At 44.8% G+C, this 18226-nt stretch carries 16 protein-coding genes, 2 pseudogenes and 1 other annotated feature; of the genes and pseudogenes, 15 read left to right on the top strand and 3 right to left on the bottom strand.

Going from position 1 to position 18226, the window contains the following annotated elements; genetic code table 11:
* The first annotated feature begins 68 nt into the window (after positions 1-68).
* From thrS to J9317_RS14400, 5 genes are all read left to right on the top strand, one after another.
* Positions 69-2000, top strand: coding sequence for a threonine--tRNA ligase (gene thrS, locus J9317_RS14420; protein WP_211559722.1), 1932 nt, complete (start codon positions 69-71; stop codon positions 1998-2000).
* 272 nt (positions 2001-2272) lie between these two features.
* Positions 2273-2402 (top strand) — a sequence feature (ribosomal protein L20 leader region).
* A 105-nt stretch (positions 2403-2507) separates the two neighbouring features.
* Positions 2508-3011, top strand: coding sequence for a translation initiation factor IF-3 (infC, locus tag J9317_RS14415; RefSeq protein ID WP_123920337.1), 504 nt, complete (start codon positions 2508-2510; stop codon positions 3009-3011).
* 21 nt (positions 3012-3032) lie between these two features.
* Positions 3033-3233 carry a 50S ribosomal protein L35 gene (gene rpmI / locus J9317_RS14410; RefSeq protein WP_035410913.1) on the top strand — a complete coding sequence of 67 codons (201 nt, stop codon included), beginning with the start codon at positions 3033-3035 and terminating at the stop codon, positions 3231-3233.
* 40 nt (positions 3234-3273) lie between these two features.
* Positions 3274-3633 (top strand): 50S ribosomal protein L20, encoded by a 360-nt coding sequence (gene rplT, locus J9317_RS14405; protein WP_035410911.1) that lies wholly within the window; start codon positions 3274-3276, stop codon positions 3631-3633.
* 137 nt (positions 3634-3770) lie between these two features.
* The gene (locus J9317_RS14400; RefSeq protein ID WP_211559720.1) at positions 3771-4043 is read left to right on the top strand and encodes a DUF1294 domain-containing protein; all 273 of its coding nucleotides are present in this window, start codon (positions 3771-3773) and stop codon (positions 4041-4043) included.
* Here the strand turns inward: J9317_RS14400 and J9317_RS14395 are convergent.
* A complete protein-coding gene (locus J9317_RS14395) occupies positions 4033-4422 on the bottom strand; it encodes a sigma-w pathway protein ysdB (protein ID WP_211559718.1) in 390 nt (129 codons plus the stop codon). The genes J9317_RS14400 and J9317_RS14395 overlap by 11 nt on opposite strands.
* Positions 4423-4518: 96 nt before the next feature.
* Between J9317_RS14395 and J9317_RS14390 the strand changes: the two genes are divergently transcribed.
* Together J9317_RS14390 and J9317_RS14385 are read left to right on the top strand one after the other, a co-directional pair.
* Complete coding sequence (locus J9317_RS14390; protein WP_211559716.1) at positions 4519-5013, top strand: dUTP diphosphatase; 495 nt, start codon at positions 4519-4521, stop codon at positions 5011-5013.
* 68 nt (positions 5014-5081) lie between these two features.
* A complete protein-coding gene (locus J9317_RS14385) occupies positions 5082-6167 on the top strand; it encodes a M42 family metallopeptidase (RefSeq protein WP_211559714.1) in 1086 nt (361 codons plus the stop codon).
* 328 nt (positions 6168-6495) lie between these two features.
* Here the strand turns inward: J9317_RS14385 and sspI are convergent, their stop codons facing one another.
* Complete coding sequence (sspI, locus tag J9317_RS14380) at positions 6496-6705, bottom strand: small acid-soluble spore protein SspI (RefSeq protein ID WP_035410902.1); 210 nt, start codon at positions 6703-6705, stop codon at positions 6496-6498.
* A gap of 115 nt (positions 6706-6820) precedes the next feature.
* Here sspI and J9317_RS14375 point away from each other — a divergent pair, with 115 nt between their 5' ends.
* The 4 genes from J9317_RS14375 to J9317_RS14360 all read left to right on the top strand — a co-directional run bounded on the left by J9317_RS14375 (position 6821) and on the right by J9317_RS14360 (position 12135).
* Entirely contained in the window at positions 6821-7573 is a 753-nt protein-coding gene (locus tag J9317_RS14375; protein ID WP_211559712.1) for a TrmH family RNA methyltransferase, read from the top strand.
* A gap of 361 nt (positions 7574-7934) precedes the next feature.
* Complete coding sequence (gene pheS, locus J9317_RS14370; protein WP_211559710.1) at positions 7935-8969, top strand: phenylalanine--tRNA ligase subunit alpha; 1035 nt, start codon at positions 7935-7937, stop codon at positions 8967-8969.
* 14 nt (positions 8970-8983) lie between these two features.
* A complete protein-coding gene (pheT, locus tag J9317_RS14365; RefSeq protein WP_211559708.1) occupies positions 8984-11398 on the top strand; it encodes a phenylalanine--tRNA ligase subunit beta in 2415 nt (804 codons plus the stop codon).
* 224 nt (positions 11399-11622) lie between these two features.
* Positions 11623-12135 carry a GNAT family N-acetyltransferase gene (locus J9317_RS14360; RefSeq protein ID WP_211562410.1) on the top strand — a complete coding sequence of 171 codons (513 nt, stop codon included), beginning with the start codon at positions 11623-11625 and terminating at the stop codon, positions 12133-12135.
* Positions 12136-12169: 34 nt separating this feature from the next.
* On the opposite strand, the pseudogene rnhC reads toward J9317_RS14360, so the two are convergent.
* Positions 12170-13107: pseudogene (rnhC, locus tag J9317_RS14355) on the bottom strand (ribonuclease HIII).
* A gap of 123 nt (positions 13108-13230) precedes the next feature.
* On the opposite strand from rnhC, the gene zapA reads away from it, so the two are divergent.
* The 4 genes and pseudogenes from zapA to J9317_RS14335 all read left to right on the top strand — a co-directional run bounded on the left by zapA (position 13231) and on the right by J9317_RS14335 (position 18210).
* Positions 13231-13488, top strand: coding sequence for a cell division protein ZapA (gene zapA, locus J9317_RS14350; protein ID WP_035410884.1), 258 nt, complete (start codon positions 13231-13233; stop codon positions 13486-13488).
* 8 nt (positions 13489-13496) lie between these two features.
* Positions 13497-14042, top strand: a complete 546-nt coding sequence (locus J9317_RS14345) for a CvpA family protein (RefSeq protein WP_211559706.1) — start codon at positions 13497-13499, stop codon at positions 14040-14042.
* A gap of 64 nt (positions 14043-14106) precedes the next feature.
* Positions 14107-15822 carry a DNA polymerase/3'-5' exonuclease PolX gene (gene polX / locus J9317_RS14340; protein ID WP_431190709.1) on the top strand — a complete coding sequence of 572 codons (1716 nt, stop codon included), beginning with the start codon at positions 14107-14109 and terminating at the stop codon, positions 15820-15822.
* A gap of 20 nt (positions 15823-15842) precedes the next feature.
* Positions 15843-18210: pseudogene (locus J9317_RS14335) on the top strand (endonuclease MutS2).
* The last annotated feature ends 16 nt before the right edge of the window (positions 18211-18226 follow it).

Genomic DNA, 18226 nt, shown 5'->3' with positions numbered 1-18226 from the left:
CTGCTAGCTGCAATCAACAGCCAAGTTTAACAGATCTTATTTTTTTAAAAACAAAAGGAGTGATCAGGATGTCTGAAGCAATACATATTACATTTCCAGACGGAGCAGTGAAGGAGTTTGTTAAAGGTACGACAACTGAAGATATAGCGGCATCCATCAGCCCGGGTCTTAAAAAGAAGTCCTTAGCAGGAAAGCTGGACGGCAATCTTATTGATCTGCGTACACCCATTCAGGAGAACGGGACGATTGAAATCGTCACTCAGGACTCTCCGGATGCACTTGAAATTCTTCGCCACAGCTCTGCGCACTTGCTTGCTCAAGCAATCAAGAGACTATATGGAGAAGTGAAGCTTGGTGTAGGTCCGGTTATTGAAAATGGATTTTACTATGACATCGATATGGAAGAATCCATTTCTTCTGAAGACCTGCCTAAAATCGAAAAAGAGATGCAAAAAATCATCAATGAAAATATAGAGATTGTCCGCAAAGAAGTTTCAAGAAGCGAGGCGCAAAAACGCTTTGAAGAAATTGGTGATGAGCTGAAGCTTGAACTGCTTGAAGCTATTCCGGCGGATGAAACAGTGACAATTTATGAGCAGGGAGAATTCTTTGACCTATGCCGCGGTGTCCATGTGCCTTCCACAGGCAAACTCAAGGAATTTAAGCTTTTGAGCGTAGCGGGAGCATACTGGAGAGGCGACAGCAGCAATAAAATGCTGCAGCGGATCTATGGAACGGCATTTTTCAAAAAAGCAGATCTTGAAGAGCACATGCGGATTCTTGAGGAAGCAAAAGAGCGCGATCACCGCAAGCTTGGGAAAGAGCTGAGCCTGTTCACAAACTCTCAGAAAGTAGGACAAGGTCTCCCGATGTGGCTGCCGAAAGGGGCAACAATCCGCCGCATCATTGAGCGTTATATCGTCGATAAAGAAGTCCGTTTAGGCTACGATCACGTTTACACACCTGTTATGGGAAGTGTGGATCTATATAAAACATCCGGACACTGGGATCACTATCAGGATGATATGTTCCCTGTTATGAGCATGGATAATGAGGACCTGGTTCTTCGTCCAATGAACTGCCCTCATCACATGATGATTTATAAGCATGATATCCACAGCTACCGTGAACTTCCAATCCGGATTGCAGAGCTTGGAACGATGCACCGCTATGAGATGTCTGGAGCGCTTTCCGGACTTCAGCGTGTAAGGGGAATGACATTAAACGATGCCCATATCTTCGTTCGTCCTGACCAAATCAAGGAAGAGTTCATCCGTGTTGTCCGTCTTGTGGAAGAGGTTTATAAGGATTTCGGTCTTGAAAATTATTCATTCCGCCTTTCTTACAGAGATCCTGAGGATAAAGAGAAGTACTTTGATGACGATGCGATGTGGGAAAAAGCTCAAAGCATGCTTAAAGAAGCAATGGATGATCTTGGACATGATTACTTCGAAGCAGAAGGAGAAGCAGCTTTCTATGGTCCGAAGCTCGACGTTCAAGTAAGAACGGCTCTTGGAAAGGATGAGACCCTCTCGACTGTTCAGCTTGACTTCCTTCTTCCAGAGCGTTTTGATCTTAGCTATGTAGGTGAAGACGGCAAACAGCACCGCCCGGTTGTTATCCACCGCGGAGTCGTTTCGACAATGGAACGTTTTGTTGCCTTCCTGATTGAAGAATACAAAGGCGCCTTCCCGACTTGGCTTGCCCCTGTTCAAGTGCAGATTCTTCCTGTATCACCGACAGTGCATTTGGAATATGCGAAAAAGGTACAGGAACAGCTGCAGTCACTCGGACTTCGCACAGAACTTGATACTCGCGATGAAAAAATGGGCTATAAAATCCGTGAGGCTCAAATTCAAAAAATCCCTTACATGCTCGTTCTTGGAGACAACGAAGCAGCAGAAGATGCAGTGAATGTCCGTAAATACGGAGAGCAGAAATCAGAAACGATCCCTTACGCACAATTTGCTGAAATGATTTCAAAGGAAGTTAACAGGTAAACATACAGCGCAAATTATTTACGGGAATCGCACGGCTGTTTCAGGAAACGTCTGCGATTCCCTCCCCGCTTCGGGGGATCCGCCGTCCGCCTGTGGAAAGCCGGGCATCCTGGAGCGGACCTCCCTTTGTTTCATGCTGAAACAGGCCGTGAAAAAATCTATTGCAAACGGTGAATACGTCTGTTACAATCAAAAACAGTGATTCAGTACTGGTCCTTGACTTCATGCCGCACAGATGGTATGATGTTTTAGGTTAATTGAATAGTTGTTTGATGAAAAAGCAGAAGCACCCGCTTCTCACCTGATTGACGCAATTTGCAGTTAGCAGGTATGACGAGATCAAAACTTGGTTATTTGAATTCGTAGTGTGGGTGTATAATGCGCCCGCACTTTTTATATGCTTAAAAATCGCAAAGAAACGCTCAGGATGGTTGACAGCTGAACTTTTGCTGTAGCCAAACACTATTCAGTAATAAACCATGGAGGTGGCTAACTATTAGCAAAGACATGTTGGTAAACGATGGCATTCGTGCTCGTGAAGTGCGTCTAATCGGACAGAATGGTGACCAGCTTGGAATTAAATCACGTCAGGAAGCGCTGGAAATTGCAACACGCGCAAACCTGGATCTAGTGATGGTTGCTGCAGGAGCTAAACCGCCTGTATGCCGGATCATGGATTACGGTAAATTCCGCTTCGAACAGCAGAAGAAAGACAAAGAAGCACGCAAAAACCAAAAAATCATCAGTATTAAAGAAGTTCGCTTCAGCCCGACTATTGACGAGCATGATTTTAATACGAAACTAAGAAATGCACGCAAGTTCCTTGAAAAAGGCGATAAAGTTAAAGCTTCTATCCGCTTTAAAGGACGTGCTATTACCCATAAAGAAATCGGCCAGCGCGTTCTGGATCGTTTCTCTGAAGCTTGTGCTGACGTGGCAACTATCGAGTCTTCACCTAGGATGGATGGACGCAGCATGTTCTTGGTATTAGCACCGAAATTCGAAAAGTAATCACACGAGGAGGAAACCCCTATGCCTAAAATGAAAACTCATCGCGGCTCTGCTAAACGTTTCAAAAAGACTGGATCTGGTAAACTTAAACGTTCACATGCTTACACAAGTCACTTGTTCGCTAACAAATCCACTAAAGCGAAACGCAAACTTCGCAAAGGTTCATTGGTTAGCAAAGGCGATTTCAAACGTATTCGCCACATGCTTGATAACATTAAATAATTTCAAAATAGATCGGAAACAAAACTAGGAGGTAAATGACATGCCAAGAGTTAAAGGCGGTACAGTAACACGCAAACGTCGTAAAAAGGTCATTAAATTAGCAAAAGGTTATTACGGTTCCAAACACACGCTTTACAAGGTAGCGAACCAGCAAGTAATGAAATCTTACAACTACGCTTTCCGCGATCGTCGCCAGAAAAAACGTGACTTCCGCAAACTATGGATCACTCGTATCAACGCAGCTGCGCGCATCAACGGTCTTTCTTACAGCCGTCTAATGCACGGATTGAAGCTTGCTGGTATCGAAGTAAACCGCAAAATGCTTGCTGATCTTGCTGTTGCAGATGCAAAAGCATTCGCACAGCTTGCTGATGCTGCTAAAGCAAAACTAGACAAGTAAGTTAAAAATTAAAGAGGCTGGACCCTTTACAGCGTGACAGATTGCTGCATCTCCGATATCTTTTAGATAGGGGGGATTGCAGTACATCTTCCATGTGAGGGACCAGCCTCTTTTTTGTACGACAGGAGCTGAAGAAAATGGCAGAAGGACTGCTGATCGTGTATGCGATCTTAACCGCTGCAGGTTACTTACTAATGGCAGCTGACAAAAGAAAGGCACAAAAGAGCCAATGGAGAATCAGTGAAAAAACGCTTTGGCTCGTGTCTCTTGCAGGAGGAGCTTGGGGGTCGCTGTTAGGCATGTACCATATCCGGCATAAAACAAAGCATGCCTCATTTAAATATGGCATGCCGCTGCTTTCAGCCGGCCACTTCGCCCTGGCTGTCTATCTATTTGGAATTATTCTTTAACTCCGAGAAATTCATGAATCGGACTTTTCCAATCTATCTTGGCAAACGGATAGTGTTCCTTCACGATCGACTCCAGGTACCGGAAATCTTCGATCGTGAGGCCCTGCAGCTTTGAAACCGTGCTGCTCCAGATAAAAATGGAGATGACTTCAAACGACTGGTCTGTAGTACCGAGGTATTTTTCTCCTTCAAATAGCGCTCCTTTATAAGTGATGAGAAAGTTTTTCCTGACGTTTTCCCGATCATCCAGGAAGTATAGTTCCTTTCTTTCCTGGGCCAATTCAAGTTTGCGTTTCGGATTAAGGATAAACTTCACCCCTCGGTATAGGAGAAAGAAAATAAGCGCAATAAGGACAAGTCGAATGAGCAAAACAAACATGTTCAGGCCTCCAGCTATTTTTTCTTACATACGTTTCAAATTGGAAAAAGGTTTCATAAAAGAAGAAAATTTTTATTCTTGAAAGGAGATTACAACATGAACGTATCGGTGCTTTTTGAGATGCAAAGGGAACTGGATGCGAAAATTAAGCGTCAGCATTCCCTGGAAAATGAAAATCTGGCTCAGCGGAAAACGCTCGCCCTGCTGGTAGAGCTTGGAGAACTGGCGAATGAAACACGCTGTTTTAAATTTTGGAGTACAAAAGCCCCTTCAGAGAAGCAGGTTATCCTTGAGGAATATGTGGATGGTATTCATTTCATCCTCTCACTCGGACTTGAACATCAGTATGAAGAGCAAACAGTTCTGGATTTAAAAACCGGGGGCAGGGACGTTTCGCTTACCCACCAGTTTCTGATGGTTTTTGACTCCATTTCTCTATTCGATAAACAGCCAAGCCTATCCACTTATTTGACAGTGTTTGGGGAATATTTATATCTTGGTGAACTGCTTGGATTTACGGCAGAGGATGTTGAAAAGGCGTACCTTCTAAAAAATGAAATCAATCATGATAGGCAGAAAAAAGGGTACTAGGGATTTTTTGCTGTATTGTCTGTTTTTTGAGTATAATAAGGTGAACGATTAATAAAGGGGGCAGCAAAATGGCGCACTTGGATGACGCTTTGCAAATGCTGAAAGACTTAACGGATGCAAGAGGGATTCCCGGAAATGAACGCGAACCGCGGGAAGTCATGAAGAAATACATAGCTCCATATGCTACTGAAGTTGTGACAGACGGTCTTGGAAGTTTAATCGCAAAAAAGACCGGAGATGAAAACGGTCCTAAAATCATGCTTGCCGGACATTTGGATGAAGTTGGATTTATGGTAACAAGCATTGACGATAAAGGGTTTCTGCGCTTTCAGCCGGTAGGCGGATGGTGGGGACAGGTGATGCTTGCACAGCGTGTTACCATCGTAACGCGCAAAGGAGATGTAACGGGAATTATCGGTTCAAAACCGCCTCATATTCTCCCTCCTGAAGCTAGAAAAAAACCGGTTGAAATAAAAGATATGTTTGTAGATATCGGTGCTTCAAGCAAAGAAGAAGCAATTGAATTCGGAATCCGCCCGGGAGACCAGATTGTTCCTTACTTCGAATTCACTGTAATGAAAAATGAAAAAATGCTTCTTGCAAAGGCTTGGGACAACCGCATTGGATGCGCCATCGCTATAGATGTACTTAAGCAGCTGAAAGAAGTACAGCATCCGAATATTGTTTATGGTGTAGGAACTGTTCAGGAAGAAGTAGGACTCCGCGGTGCCAAAACATCCGCTCAGCTTATTAAACCGGATATCGCATTTGCGCTTGATGTCGGAATTGCGGGTGATACTCCCGGAGTTACTGAGAAAGAAGCACTTGGCAAAATGGGAGATGGGCCTCAAATCATTCTTTATGATGCATCAATGGTTTCCCACAAAGGCCTTCGTGAATTGGTAACAGATACAGCTGATGAATGCGGAATCCCTTATCAGTATGATTCCCTTGCAGGCGGCGGAACGGATTCAGGAGCAATCCACGTGACGGCGAATGGTGTACCGGCTTTATCGATTACCATTGCAACCCGCTACATTCACTCCCATGCAGCCATGCTTCACCGGGATGATTACGAAAACACGGTGAAATTGCTTGTGGAAGTGATTAAGCGTCTTGACCGAAGCACTGTTGATTCCATTACGTTTGATTAATATGGAAGCTATGAAAGGGCTGTCCAGAAAGTCGATTTGTTAAGCTCCTTTCGCAATTAAAATTGGATTGGTTTTGGCTGATTTCCGCTGCAGGATGCTTGCTTTCCGCGGGGCGGGCGGTGAGCCTCCGCGGCGCAAGCGCCTGTGGGGTCTCACCTGTCCCGCTGCTCCCGCAGGAGTCGCGCACCTTCCGCTTCAATCAGCCTAACCAATAAATGTTCAAAGTACCTACGTAAAACCAAAACCCCCTGAATGCTCAAACAAAGCGTTCAGGGGGTTTTGGTTTCAGTCATTTCCTCTCTGCAGGACTAATTAGACAGCCCCATTATTACTTCTTCAAGCCGTTTTCAAGCGTTTCAAGCATTTCCTGTTTTTCCGTGTTATCGGCATGCTGCCAGATCACTTCGAACAAAACGCCCAGTCCCGGAAGCATTTTCTCTTCTCCGCTCTGGATGGCATCGACAATCGTATGCTCTAGTTCGTCCTGGGAATTGCCTGTCACATTGTGAAGAACGGCATTGCGTAAATTTAAGTTCATCGCTTATTCCTCCTTATTAAATAACATCTGACCGTAGCATCTGCTAATTTCAATTTTATTATGTACAGAAGAAAGGATATAATGAAGGGAGCATTGGACAAAGGAGTTTGAACAATTGAAGAGAATTGAATCCGCCCAGAACCCAAGAGTAAAACAATGGCGTAAATTACATACAAGAAAAGAACGCGAGAAGAGCGGAACCTTTCTCGTGGAAGGCTATCATCTCGTAGAAGAGGCCTTAAAGAACAAGCAGCATATATCTGAAATCATTTTCGGAGAAAACACAGCTATCCCCAATAACTGGGATTTAGATGAAGTGAACTTGTATTTAGTAACAGATGATATTCTAAAAGCACTGGCTGAAACAGAAACTTCTCAGGGCGTATTTGCCGTATACCGCCTGCAGGAATATAAAAATGAACAGCAGTGGAAAAAAGTTCTGCTTCTCGATGCCGTACAAGATCCCGGAAATCTTGGGACGATTATTCGTACAGCGGATGCGGCAGGCATTGACGCGGTAATACTCGGTGAGGGTACGGTAGATGCCTACAATGCAAAAACCCTTCGGTCAAGCCAGGGATCTATTTTTCATATCCCTGTCGTAAGAGGCAGTATCCGTGAATGGACAGAAATCCTTAAAAGCCAATCCATTCCTGTTTACGGTACAGCCTTAGAGAATGCTTTGCCTTTTAAAGAAATTCAATCTCAGCCCGCTTTTGCCTTAATGCTTGGAAATGAAGGGAAGGGCGTGTCGGCTGAACATCTCGCCGAAACCGATCAAAACCTGTACATCCCCATTCACGGCAATGCAGAATCCTTAAATGTCGCCATTGCAGCCGGTATTCTTCTGTACCATTTACGCGGATAAGGTTGCGAATCAGACTTGTTTTCACTATAATAAAGCTATTCAGGTTGTAAAATAAAATATCAGAATCGGCGTTGATGGAGAGCAGTAGTTTGCAAGGATCAGCCAATCAGGGATAAAATGCCTTAGACTGGAAGCATTTTTTGAGCTGGCGCAAATGAATTCACCTCCGTAGCCGGCACCAGGACCGTATATATACGTAAAGGTGCCCCGGTTAATAACCGTTATCCGTTCCAAAGCGACAGACTTTTTTGCTATCCGCAAAAGTCTTGAACAAGGGTGGTACCGCGAATTCAAACCTCGCCCCTTTACCAGGGGCGAGGTTTTTTTATTTTCCAAACAGCCGTATAAAAGGAGGATTTCCATGCAGGAGCAATTAAAACAATTGCAGCAAGAAGCACTTCAAAAGATTGAAGAGGCAGATGGTCTGAAAAGCTTAAATGACATCCGTGTTGCCTACCTCGGAAAAAAAGGGCCGATTACGGAAGCGTTAAGAGGGATGGGAAAGCTTTCCGCTGAAGAACGCCCGAAAATGGGAGCGCTGGCGAATGAAGTTCGCGAAGCCATTGCAACAAAGATTACCGAAAAGCAAGACCGTCTGGAAAAAGCGGAGGTAGAGAAGAAGCTTGCTGCCGAAACGATTGACGTCACTCTTCCAGGACGTCCGGTCAAAACAGGCAACCGTCATCCGATTACAGCGGTTGTAGAAGAAATTGAAGATCTGTTCCTTGGAATGGGCTATTCCATTGAGGAAGGACCTGAAGTGGAAATTGATTACTTCAACTTTGAAGCCTTAAACCTTCCAAAAGGTCATCCGGCACGCGATATGCAGGACTCCTTTTACATTACAGATGAAATTTTGCTCCGTACCCACACTTCTCCTGTTCAGGCCAGAACGATGAAGAAGTATGCAGGAAAAGGTCCTGTGAAAATTATTTGTCCGGGTAAAGTTTACCGCCGTGACGATGATGATGCGACACACTCCCATCAGTTTACTCAAATCGAAGGTCTTGTCATTGATAAAAAGGTAAGCATGAGCGATTTAAAAGGAACGCTTGAAGTATTTGCGAAAAAGATGTTCGGCGATGACCGCGAAATTCGTCTTCGTCCAAGCTTCTTCCCGTTTACAGAGCCTTCTGTAGAAGTAGATGTCTCCTGTTTTAACTGCGGCGGAAAAGGCTGCAGTGTCTGCAAAAAAACCGGCTGGATTGAAATTCTCGGAGCGGGAATGGTTCATCCGAACGTGCTTGAAATGGCAGGATTCGATTCGAAAAAATATCAGGGATTTGCTTTCGGTATGGGACCTGAGCGGATTGCTATGCTGAAGTACGGAATTGATGATATCCGTCATTTCTATACAAATGATCTTCGTTTTCTTAAACAATTCAAAAGAGCGTAACAGGAGGGATATACATGTTCGTTTCCTATAAATGGCTTAAGGACTACGTGGACTTAAGCGGGATTACTGCAGAGGAACTCGCGGAAAAAATCACCCGGAGCGGGATTGAGGTTGAGGGTGTAGAGGTTCTGAATCAAGGAATCAGCGGGGTTGTCGTTGGACACGTTCTTGAGAGAGAGCAGCATCCGAATGCAGATAAATTAAATAAGTGCTTAGTGGATATCGGCCAGGATGAACCCGTTCAAATCATTTGCGGGGCTCCAAATGTCGATCAAGGCCAAAAAGTAGCGGTTGCAACAGTCGGTGCGGTTCTGCCGGGTAATTTTAAAATTAAAAAGGCGAAGCTTCGAGGTGAAGAATCAAACGGGATGATTTGTTCCTTGCAGGAGCTTGGAATTGAAGGCAAGCTTGTTCCTAAAGAATACGCAGAAGGCATTTTTGTATTCCCGGGAGATGTTCAGCCGGGAGCAGATGCACTCCAGCAGCTGAACCTCGATGATGAAGTTCTGGAATTAGGTCTGACTCCAAACCGTTCTGATGCCCTTAGTATGCTTGGTGTGGCGTATGAAGTAGCAGCCATCCTGAACAGAGAAGTTAAATTGCCTGAGATATCTTATGAAACAGAAGGAGAAAAAACTTCTGATTATATTTCAGTCAACATTGAGGCGAAGCAGGAAAATCCTCATTATACTGCTGCAGTTGTGCGAAATGTCACCGTAGCTCCGTCTCCGCTATGGATGCAAACCCGTCTGATGGCAGCCGGAATTCGTCCGCACAATAACGTCGTCGATATTACGAATTACGTCCTGATTGAATACGGCCAGCCGCTTCATGCTTTCGATTATGACCGTTTTGGTTCAAAAGAAGTGGTCATTCGAATGGCAAAAAAAGGCGAAAAATTGCTGACCCTTGATGATAAGGAACGGCAACTGAAAGAAGATCAGCTTGTCATAACGAACGGCAAAGTTCCGGTAGCTCTTGCAGGGGTTATGGGCGGTGCTGATTCAGAAGTTAAAGAAGATACTGTAAACGTCCTCCTTGAGTCCGCTTATTTTGACGGACAAACGGTTCGCAGAGCTTCAAAGGACCACGGACTCCGCAGTGAAGCAAGTGCACGCTTTGAAAAAGGGGTAGCACCTGAACGAGTAATCGACGCTGCACGACGTGCCGTTCAGCTCTTGGTGCAATATGCAGGCGGAGAAGCAGCAGAAGGATTTGCGGAAGTGAAGCATCACGCCCCAGAGCCTAAAACTATTTTAATCTCCGAAGAAAAAATCAATTCCGTTCTGGGAATGAGCATTTCCGAAGAGGAAATTAAATCCATTTTGGCAAGGCTTGGTTTTGCTGTTGAAGCTCATGAAGAAGAGCTTGCTGTAACCGTACCGACGAGACGCGGTGATATTACTCTTGAAGAGGATATCGTTGAAGAAGTTGCCAGGCTTTACGGCTATGATAATATCCCTTCCACTCTGCCGCTATTCCGATCAACTCCCGGAAAATTGACCGAGTATCAGGCGAAACGGAGAAAGGTGCGCAAATACCTTGAGGGTGCAGGTCTTCTGCAGGCGATCACCTACTCTTTAACCAGCAAGGAAAAAGCGATTCAGTTCGCCTTGAAGGAAACGGAAATAACGCGTCTTTCTCTGCCGATGAGCGAGGATCGCAGCGTTCTAAGGCAAAGCCTGCTTCCGCATCTGCTGGAAGTGCTGAATCATAATTTATCGCGGCAAATGGATCAGGCATCCGTTTTTGAAACAGGCTCTGTTTTCCTTACAAAGGGGAAGGATGAGCAGCCTGTGGAGAAGGAGCACCTGGCTGGAGCGATTACAGGCCTATGGGAGCAGCATCAATGGCAGGGAGAAAGGAAACCTCTTGATTTCTTCGTAGTAAAAGGAATTCTAGATGGTTTATTCTCTGAGCTTGGACTATTAGAGCAGGTTGAATACAAGGCGGCATCAAGAGACGGACTTCATCCGGGACGCACTGCGGAATTGTATATCAACGGTGTACTGGCAGGCGCTGTCGGTCAGCTTCACCCTTCAATTCAGAAAGAAATGGACCTTTCTGAAACCTATGTATTTGAGCTGATGCTTGAAGACCTGTTGGAACAGGAAATCGGTGAAATTCAATATACGGTTATTCCGAGGTACCCTTCCATTACACGCGATATAGCGTTAGTTGTAGACAAGGAAGTGCCAGCAGGAGAGATGCTGTCTGTCATTAAAGCAGCTGGCGGTACCCTTCTGAAGGAAGCCGTCATCTTCGATTTATATGAAGGCGAACGGATGGAAGAAGGGAAAAAGTCAGTCGCGTTCTCCATCCTGTACCTGGATCCTGAACGGACACTGACAGACGAAGAAGTAACCAAAACACACGAAAAAGTTCTAAATGCGGTATCGGAGAAATTTGGAGCAGCATTAAGAGGATAATTTAGATGCCGCCTTCTTTATGAAGGCGGTTTTCTTTTATATTAATTTATCGCGCTTTTAAACTTGTCTTTTAATTTCCGCTGCAGGCGAGCCGCTCCAATCAACAGGTGTTAAAAATCAACGCCATGCTTTAAATTAGCCCAATTCATAAAAACAGTGACAAATCTGCTGTTTTCTCTTACAATCAAGCCAACTTGATCATCCGGAAGGGGATTAGCATGAGTATAAACGAACTGATAGCAAAGGAAATCAATATAGAAGAACATCATATGGACGGACTTTCAAATCTGTTAAAGCTCGTGGTAGAGGAAGGATCCGCCGTAGGATTTATGCCGCCTATGCCACTGGCAGCGGCAGCTGAATACTGGAAAAGTCTGCCCTCAAAAGGGGTAATTCTATTTACCGTTGAGATAAATGGCGTGATTGCCGGAAGTGTCCAATTGCATCTTTCCCTTAAACAAAATGGTCTGCACAGGGCTGAAATCGCAAAACTGATGACTCATCCGAACTACCGTAAAAGGGGGATTGCCCGTCTGCTGATGGAAAAAGCAGAGCAGCGAGCGGGGGAAGAACACAGGAGTCTACTCGTTCTTGATACAAGAGAAGGTGCTCCGTCAAACAATTTGTATGTCTCAATGGGATATACGGCTGCGGGAATTATCCCCGCTTATGCAAAATCTGCGGACGGAAGCCTGCACTCCACGGTCATTTATTACAAACAGCTTGTCGAGGCATAAAAAAACCCGCCGGGAAGGAGGCGGAGACAATCAGTTAATCGCGTTTGCGGCTTGCAATTGCAAGGGCTTTCTGGGTATTGGCAAAATGTGATTTGGTATACTGGCCAAGATCCTGTTCCCCATTTTTCAAAATAAATTTTGCGGCTGCTTCATCCACTTGTTTGCCGGCACCTTTTGGAAGAGTCATCCCCGCTTTCTTAGAAAGCTTTTCGAACTCTTTTACAAAGGAGTAGCGTGCAATAATGGAAGCGGCAGCTACGGCAAGGTGAATTCCTTCCGCTTTCGTACTGAAATAGGTGTTTTTCTTTGAAAAGGTCTGGCCCTTCAGGTGGCTGTAATAAATATTTGGATCCACAAACTGATCAATCAGAATTGCTTCAGGCTCTTCGGGACTGATTTTGTCAAGCAAATGCCGGATCGCCTGGTTATGGAGCCATGCTTTCATTTTTCCCTGTGTCATGCCCTTTCCTTGAAGCTCGTTGTATTTTTCATTTTTCAAAACTAGCAAGCTGTACGGCACAGCATGAATAAGGTTTTTCGCAATTTCAATGATTTGCGGATCCTTAAGACCTTTGGAATCACGAGCTCCCATTTCTTTAATGAGCGGGATATTTTCCTTGCTTACATATGCAGCTACAACGGTAATCGGACCAAAAAAGTCGCCTGTTCCAACCTCGTCGGAACCAATAGCAGAGAGGGATGCGATATTTGGAGGCGGAGCAAAGCCGTTAACGGTTTTGGCCGCTGACTTCGGTTTAGACCCTGTCCCCGCTATACCCCAGCGCTGAGCTTCCGATTCGGCAAGCTTGCCCTGGAAAAGAATTTTACCGGATTTATAGCCGGTAATGGTGCAGCCCTCAATTTTGGCTGAAAAAACGGCACCAGGGGGAGTTTCACAGCCGCGCTGTTTTGGTAATAATTTGCTGCTTTCATGAGCAGCTCTTGATTTGCCTGAATGACGGAATGGGACAAAAGGATTCTTCCTTCCTTGGTAAATTACGGATTTTCGCCCGGATCAAGCTTCACACTGCTTCCCATATTGGAAATAAACGTGTTATGATAAAGATTAGGATTCCGAGGAATGGAGGATGTACGTTGTCGAATCGTTCAAAGACTAAAACGAATGTTGATATATATGGTCAGCAATATTCCATCATAGGAACGGAAAGCACAAGCCATATGCGCCTTGTCGCATCCATTGTAGACGACAAAATGCGCGAAATGAACAGTCATAACCCTTCTCTTGATATTAACAAATTGGCCGTTTTGACAGCGGTGAATGTCGTACACGAATACTTAAAATTAAAAGAAGAATGCGAGCTTCTGGAAAGAAAGCTTTCAGAAAAGGATTGAATGAAAGTATGCTTGATCTGATCCTGGCAGTCTTACTGCTATTTGGAATACTTACCGGTTTGAGGCGCGGCTTTATCATGCAGCTTGTCCATCTTACCGGATTTATCATTGCTTACATTGTAGCATATTTATATTGTGATGATTTAGCTCCTAAACTCGAATTGTGGATTCCTTATCCATCAATGGGAGAAGGACAGGCTGCCATCTCATTTTTTACTGGCGGGCAGCTGGAGGAAGCCTATTACCGGGCAATAGCGTTTGCTATTTTATTTTTCGGTACAAAAATTGTTACGCAAATCATTGGATCCATGCTCGATTTCATAGCTATGCTTCCGGTTATCAAGCAGCTTAACCGCTGGGGCGGGGCCATTCTTGGTTTTGCAGAAGTTTATCTCATCGTGTTTATCCTTCTTTTCATCGGAGGTCTGCTTCCAATGGAAAATGTTCAGAATGCTATGAAGAATTCTGCATTAACGAATACAATTGTCCATCATACACCATACTTTTCCGATAAGGTGAATGAACTGTGGATTCAATATACCGGCAAGTCTTAAACTTCTCATGACGAGGGGTTTTTTCCCATGTTTACGATAAATGAAGAGGTGATGCTGTGTGGCTATACATAAAAAGGACGTCATTAAGCTTCTTGAAACGATTGCTATTTATATGGAACTTAAAGGAGAAAACCCATTTAAAATTTCAGCGTTTCGAAAAGCAGCCAATGCACTGGAGCAGGATGAAAGAAGCTTAAGCTCCATTGAGGATTTCACGAAGCTGCAGGGAATTGGTAAAGGAACGGCAGCAGTCATACAGGAATTTTTGCAAACAGGAGAGTCTGAGGCTTTGGCCCAACTGAAAAAAGAAGTTCCCGAGGGCTTAATCCCTTTACTAAAGCTTCCTGGACTTGGCGGGAAAAAAATTGCCAAGCTGTATAAGGAATTAGGCGTTGACGGTGTTGAATCGTTGAAAAAAGCCTGCATTGAGCATAAAATACAAGGACTGGCCGGATTTGGCATAAAAACAGAAGAAAAGATTCTTGCTGCAGTTGAAGATATAGGAAAGAGACCGGAACGTCTGCCTCTTGCTTTTATGCTCCCGATTGCAAGCGATATTGAAGCCTATTTAGCTGAATGCCCTGATATTATCAGGTATTCTAAAGCTGGATCTATCAGAAGAATGGCTGAAACCGTGAAAGATCTCGATTTTATCATTTCAGCTTCTGAACCTGAAAAGGTCAGGGACTACCTTATGAAAATCCCGCACAAAGGTGATGTGATTGCAGGCGGCGATACGAAGGTTTCGGTAGAACTCATGTATGATTTTGCCGTCAGTGCAGATTTCCGGATTGTAAAGGATGAGGAGTTTGCATCAACCCTGCACCATTTTACCGGATCGAAGGATCATAATGTCCGCATGCGCCAGCTTGCCAAGGAGCAGGGGAAAAAAATCAGTGAATATGGGGTAGAGGATTTAGAAACCGGCCAAATTGAGACCTTTAAAGATGAGGCTGAATTTTTCGCCCGCTTTGGTTTGCCATTTATCCCGCCCGAGCTGAGAGAGGACGGGAAAGAAGTGGAGGAACGGGTCAATGTGGATGAGCTAGTCTCAAACGATCAAATCATTGCTGACCTTCACATGCACTCCACATACAGCGATGGTGCCTTTACAATAGAAGAAATGGCCAATGCGTGCCGAGCAAAAGGCTACAAGTATATGGCCATAACCGATCATTCCCAGTATTTAAAAGTGGCAAACGGTCTGACACCTGAAAGACTGAGAGAGCAGCGAAAAGAAATTGACCGCCTCAATGAGAAATTCAACGATTTTACCATTCTCGCTGGAGTGGAAATGGATATTCTGCCTGACGGGACACTGGATTACGATGATGAGATGCTGCAGGAGCTGGACATTGTCATTGCGTCCATTCATTCAAGCTTCTCACAGCCAAGAGAAAAGATTATGGAAAGGCTTAAAACAGCTTTAACGAGCCTCCATGTGGATATCATTGCCCACCCGACCGGCCGGCTGATCGGCAGAAGGGATGGCTATGATGTGGATATCGATATGCTGATTCAGCTCGCAAAAGAGACGGATACAGCACTCGAGTTAAACGCTAATCCAAACAGACTGGATCTAAGTGCCGAGCACTTGAAAAAAGCTCAGGAGGCTGGAGTGAAGCTCGTCATCAATACGGACGCGCACAGCCTGGACATGCTCGAACATATGCCAATCGGTATTTCAACCGCGATAAAAGGAAATGTAAAAGGGGAAAATGTCTTAAATACTTGGGAACTGGATCAGCTTAAACAATTTCTGAACAGACATGATTCCTGAAGATTTGGGAGGTCTGCAAGTTGCAGGAAAAAGGATTGCGTGTTTTAGAATTTCATAAAATCAGGCAGCAGCTGACTTATCATGCTGCCTCATCACTGGGTAAAGAGAGAGCCGAGGCCCTGCTGCCGACAAGGGATCTCAATGAAGCGGAGAAGCGGCAGCAGGAAACGTTTGAAGCAGCAGATATATTGAGGGTTAGAGGCCATGCTCCATTTGGCGGCCTGACCGATATTCGGGCGAGCCTGAAAAGGGCAAAAATAGGGGGAGTGCTCAGTGCGCATGAATGTATGAGCACCGCAGGCGTTCTTTATGCAGGGAGACAAATGAAGCAATTTATTTTGGATCTTGCTGAAGATGAAATCCTGACCATTCCTTATTCAGAGGAAAAGGCCCGTCTTATTGAGCCACTCTCAGAGCTTGAGAAAAAAATCAATCAGTGCGTGGATGATAATGGAGATATCCTTGATCATGCAAGTGATTTACTTCGCTCGCTCCGGCAGCAGCTGAGAACGCTTGAATCCCGCGTCCGTCAAAAGCTTGAATCCATGATTCGTTCCTCTGCGGCTCAAAAAATGCTTTCTGATGCCATCATTACCATTAGAAATGACCGGTTTGTTATTCCCGTTAAGCAGGAATACCGTTCATCATACGGCGGAATTGTCCATGACCAGTCATCATCCGGAGCGACTCTGTTTATTGAACCGCAAGCGATTGTTGACATCAATAATTCACTTCAGCAGGCAAAGGTAAAAGAAAAGCAGGAGATTGAACGAATTTTGCGGGAGCTGTCAGAGGCGATTGCTGTTGAAGCAGATTTTATTCTATCCAATGTAGAAGTATTGGCCGACTTGGATTTTATGTTTACAAAAGCGAGGTATGCAAAAGCAATTAAAGCTTCTCGCCCGCTTATGAATGACAGAGGCTATATCAATATGATAAAAGCCCGTCATCCGCTATTATCTTCAGATGAAGTCGTAGCAAACGATATTGTACTCGGAGACTCGTATTCAACAATCGTTATTACCGGACCGAATACAGGAGGAAAAACTGTAACTCTTAAGACGATTGGCCTTTGCACGCTGATGGCTCAATCAGGTCTGCAGGTTCCGGCTGCCGATGGATCAGAGATGGCTGTTTTCGATTCTGTCTATGCGGATATAGGCGACGAGCAATCTATCGAACAAAGCTTGAGTACCTTTTCCTCCCATATGGTGAATATCGTAGACATTTTGAAAAAAGCGGATGAAAAGAGTCTCGTCCTTTTTGATGAGCTTGGAGCGGGAACAGACCCGCAGGAAGGGGCAGCTCTTGCGATTTCCATCCTGGATGAAGTATACGGCAGGGGATCGACTGTAGTCGCTACAACTCACTACCCTGAGTTAAAAGCTTACGGCTACAATCGCGAGGGAGTAGTAAATGCGAGCGTTGAGTTTGATGTTGAGACATTGAGCCCGACCTATCGCTTGCTGATCGGAGTTCCAGGCCGAAGCAACGCCTTTGAAATTTCAAGGAGACTGGGTCTGTCCGAGCATGTCATCGACTACGCAAAATCGAATATGAATGCAGAAAGCAATGAAGTCGACACGATGATTGCTTCACTTGAAGAAAGTAAAAAAGAGGCGGAAGCAGAAACAGCGGAAGCAGAACAATTCCGCAAAGACGCTGAAGATCTTCATAAAGAGCTCCAAAAGCAAATTCTGGAGTTTAATGAGCAGCGCGACAGACTGTTCGGGGAAGCAGAGCAAAAGGCGGCAGAAAAGCTGGATGAAGCCAAGAAGGAAGCAGAAGAAATTATCCGCCATCTCCGAAAGCTTCAGATGGAACAGCATGGATCGATAAAAGAGCACGAGCTGATTGATGCGAAAAAAACGCTTGGAAGAGGCTCAGCCAGTCTTCGCGAAGTCAGCTCCACAAAAGAAGCAGGAAAAAGCGAAAGAAGATCATTCCCTTAAGCCGGGTGACGAAGTAAAGGTACTCAGCTTCGGGCAAAAAGGAATTCTGCTTGAGCAATCAGGAAGCAAGGAATGGCATGTTCAAATCGGGATTTTAAAAATGAAAGTGAAAGAATCCGATCTTCAATATATGAGCAGGCCAAAGCCTATTATTGAAAAACCTCTTGCTACGGTAAAAGGGAAAGATTATCATGTTTCCCTTGAACTCGATTTAAGGGGAGAGCGTTTTGAAAATGCAATTTCGAGAGTAGAAAAATATCTGGATGATGCGGTACTGGCCGGCTACCCGAGGGTATCCATTATCCACGGCAAAGGAACCGGAGCATTGCGCAAAGGAGTACAGGAACTCCTGAAAAACCATCGCAGTGTGAAAAATACACGGTTCGGAGAGGCCGGAGAAGGCGGCAGCGGTGTCACCATCGTTGAGCTCAAATAAGGGAGGTAAACGGCTA

This window comes from Metabacillus flavus, assembly GCF_018283675.1.
Taxonomy (GTDB): Bacteria; Bacillota; Bacilli; order Bacillales; family Bacillaceae; genus Metabacillus_B; species Metabacillus_B flavus.
The sequence above is the reverse complement of the archived record's forward strand: the minus strand, read 5'-3'. Positions and strand labels throughout refer to the sequence as shown.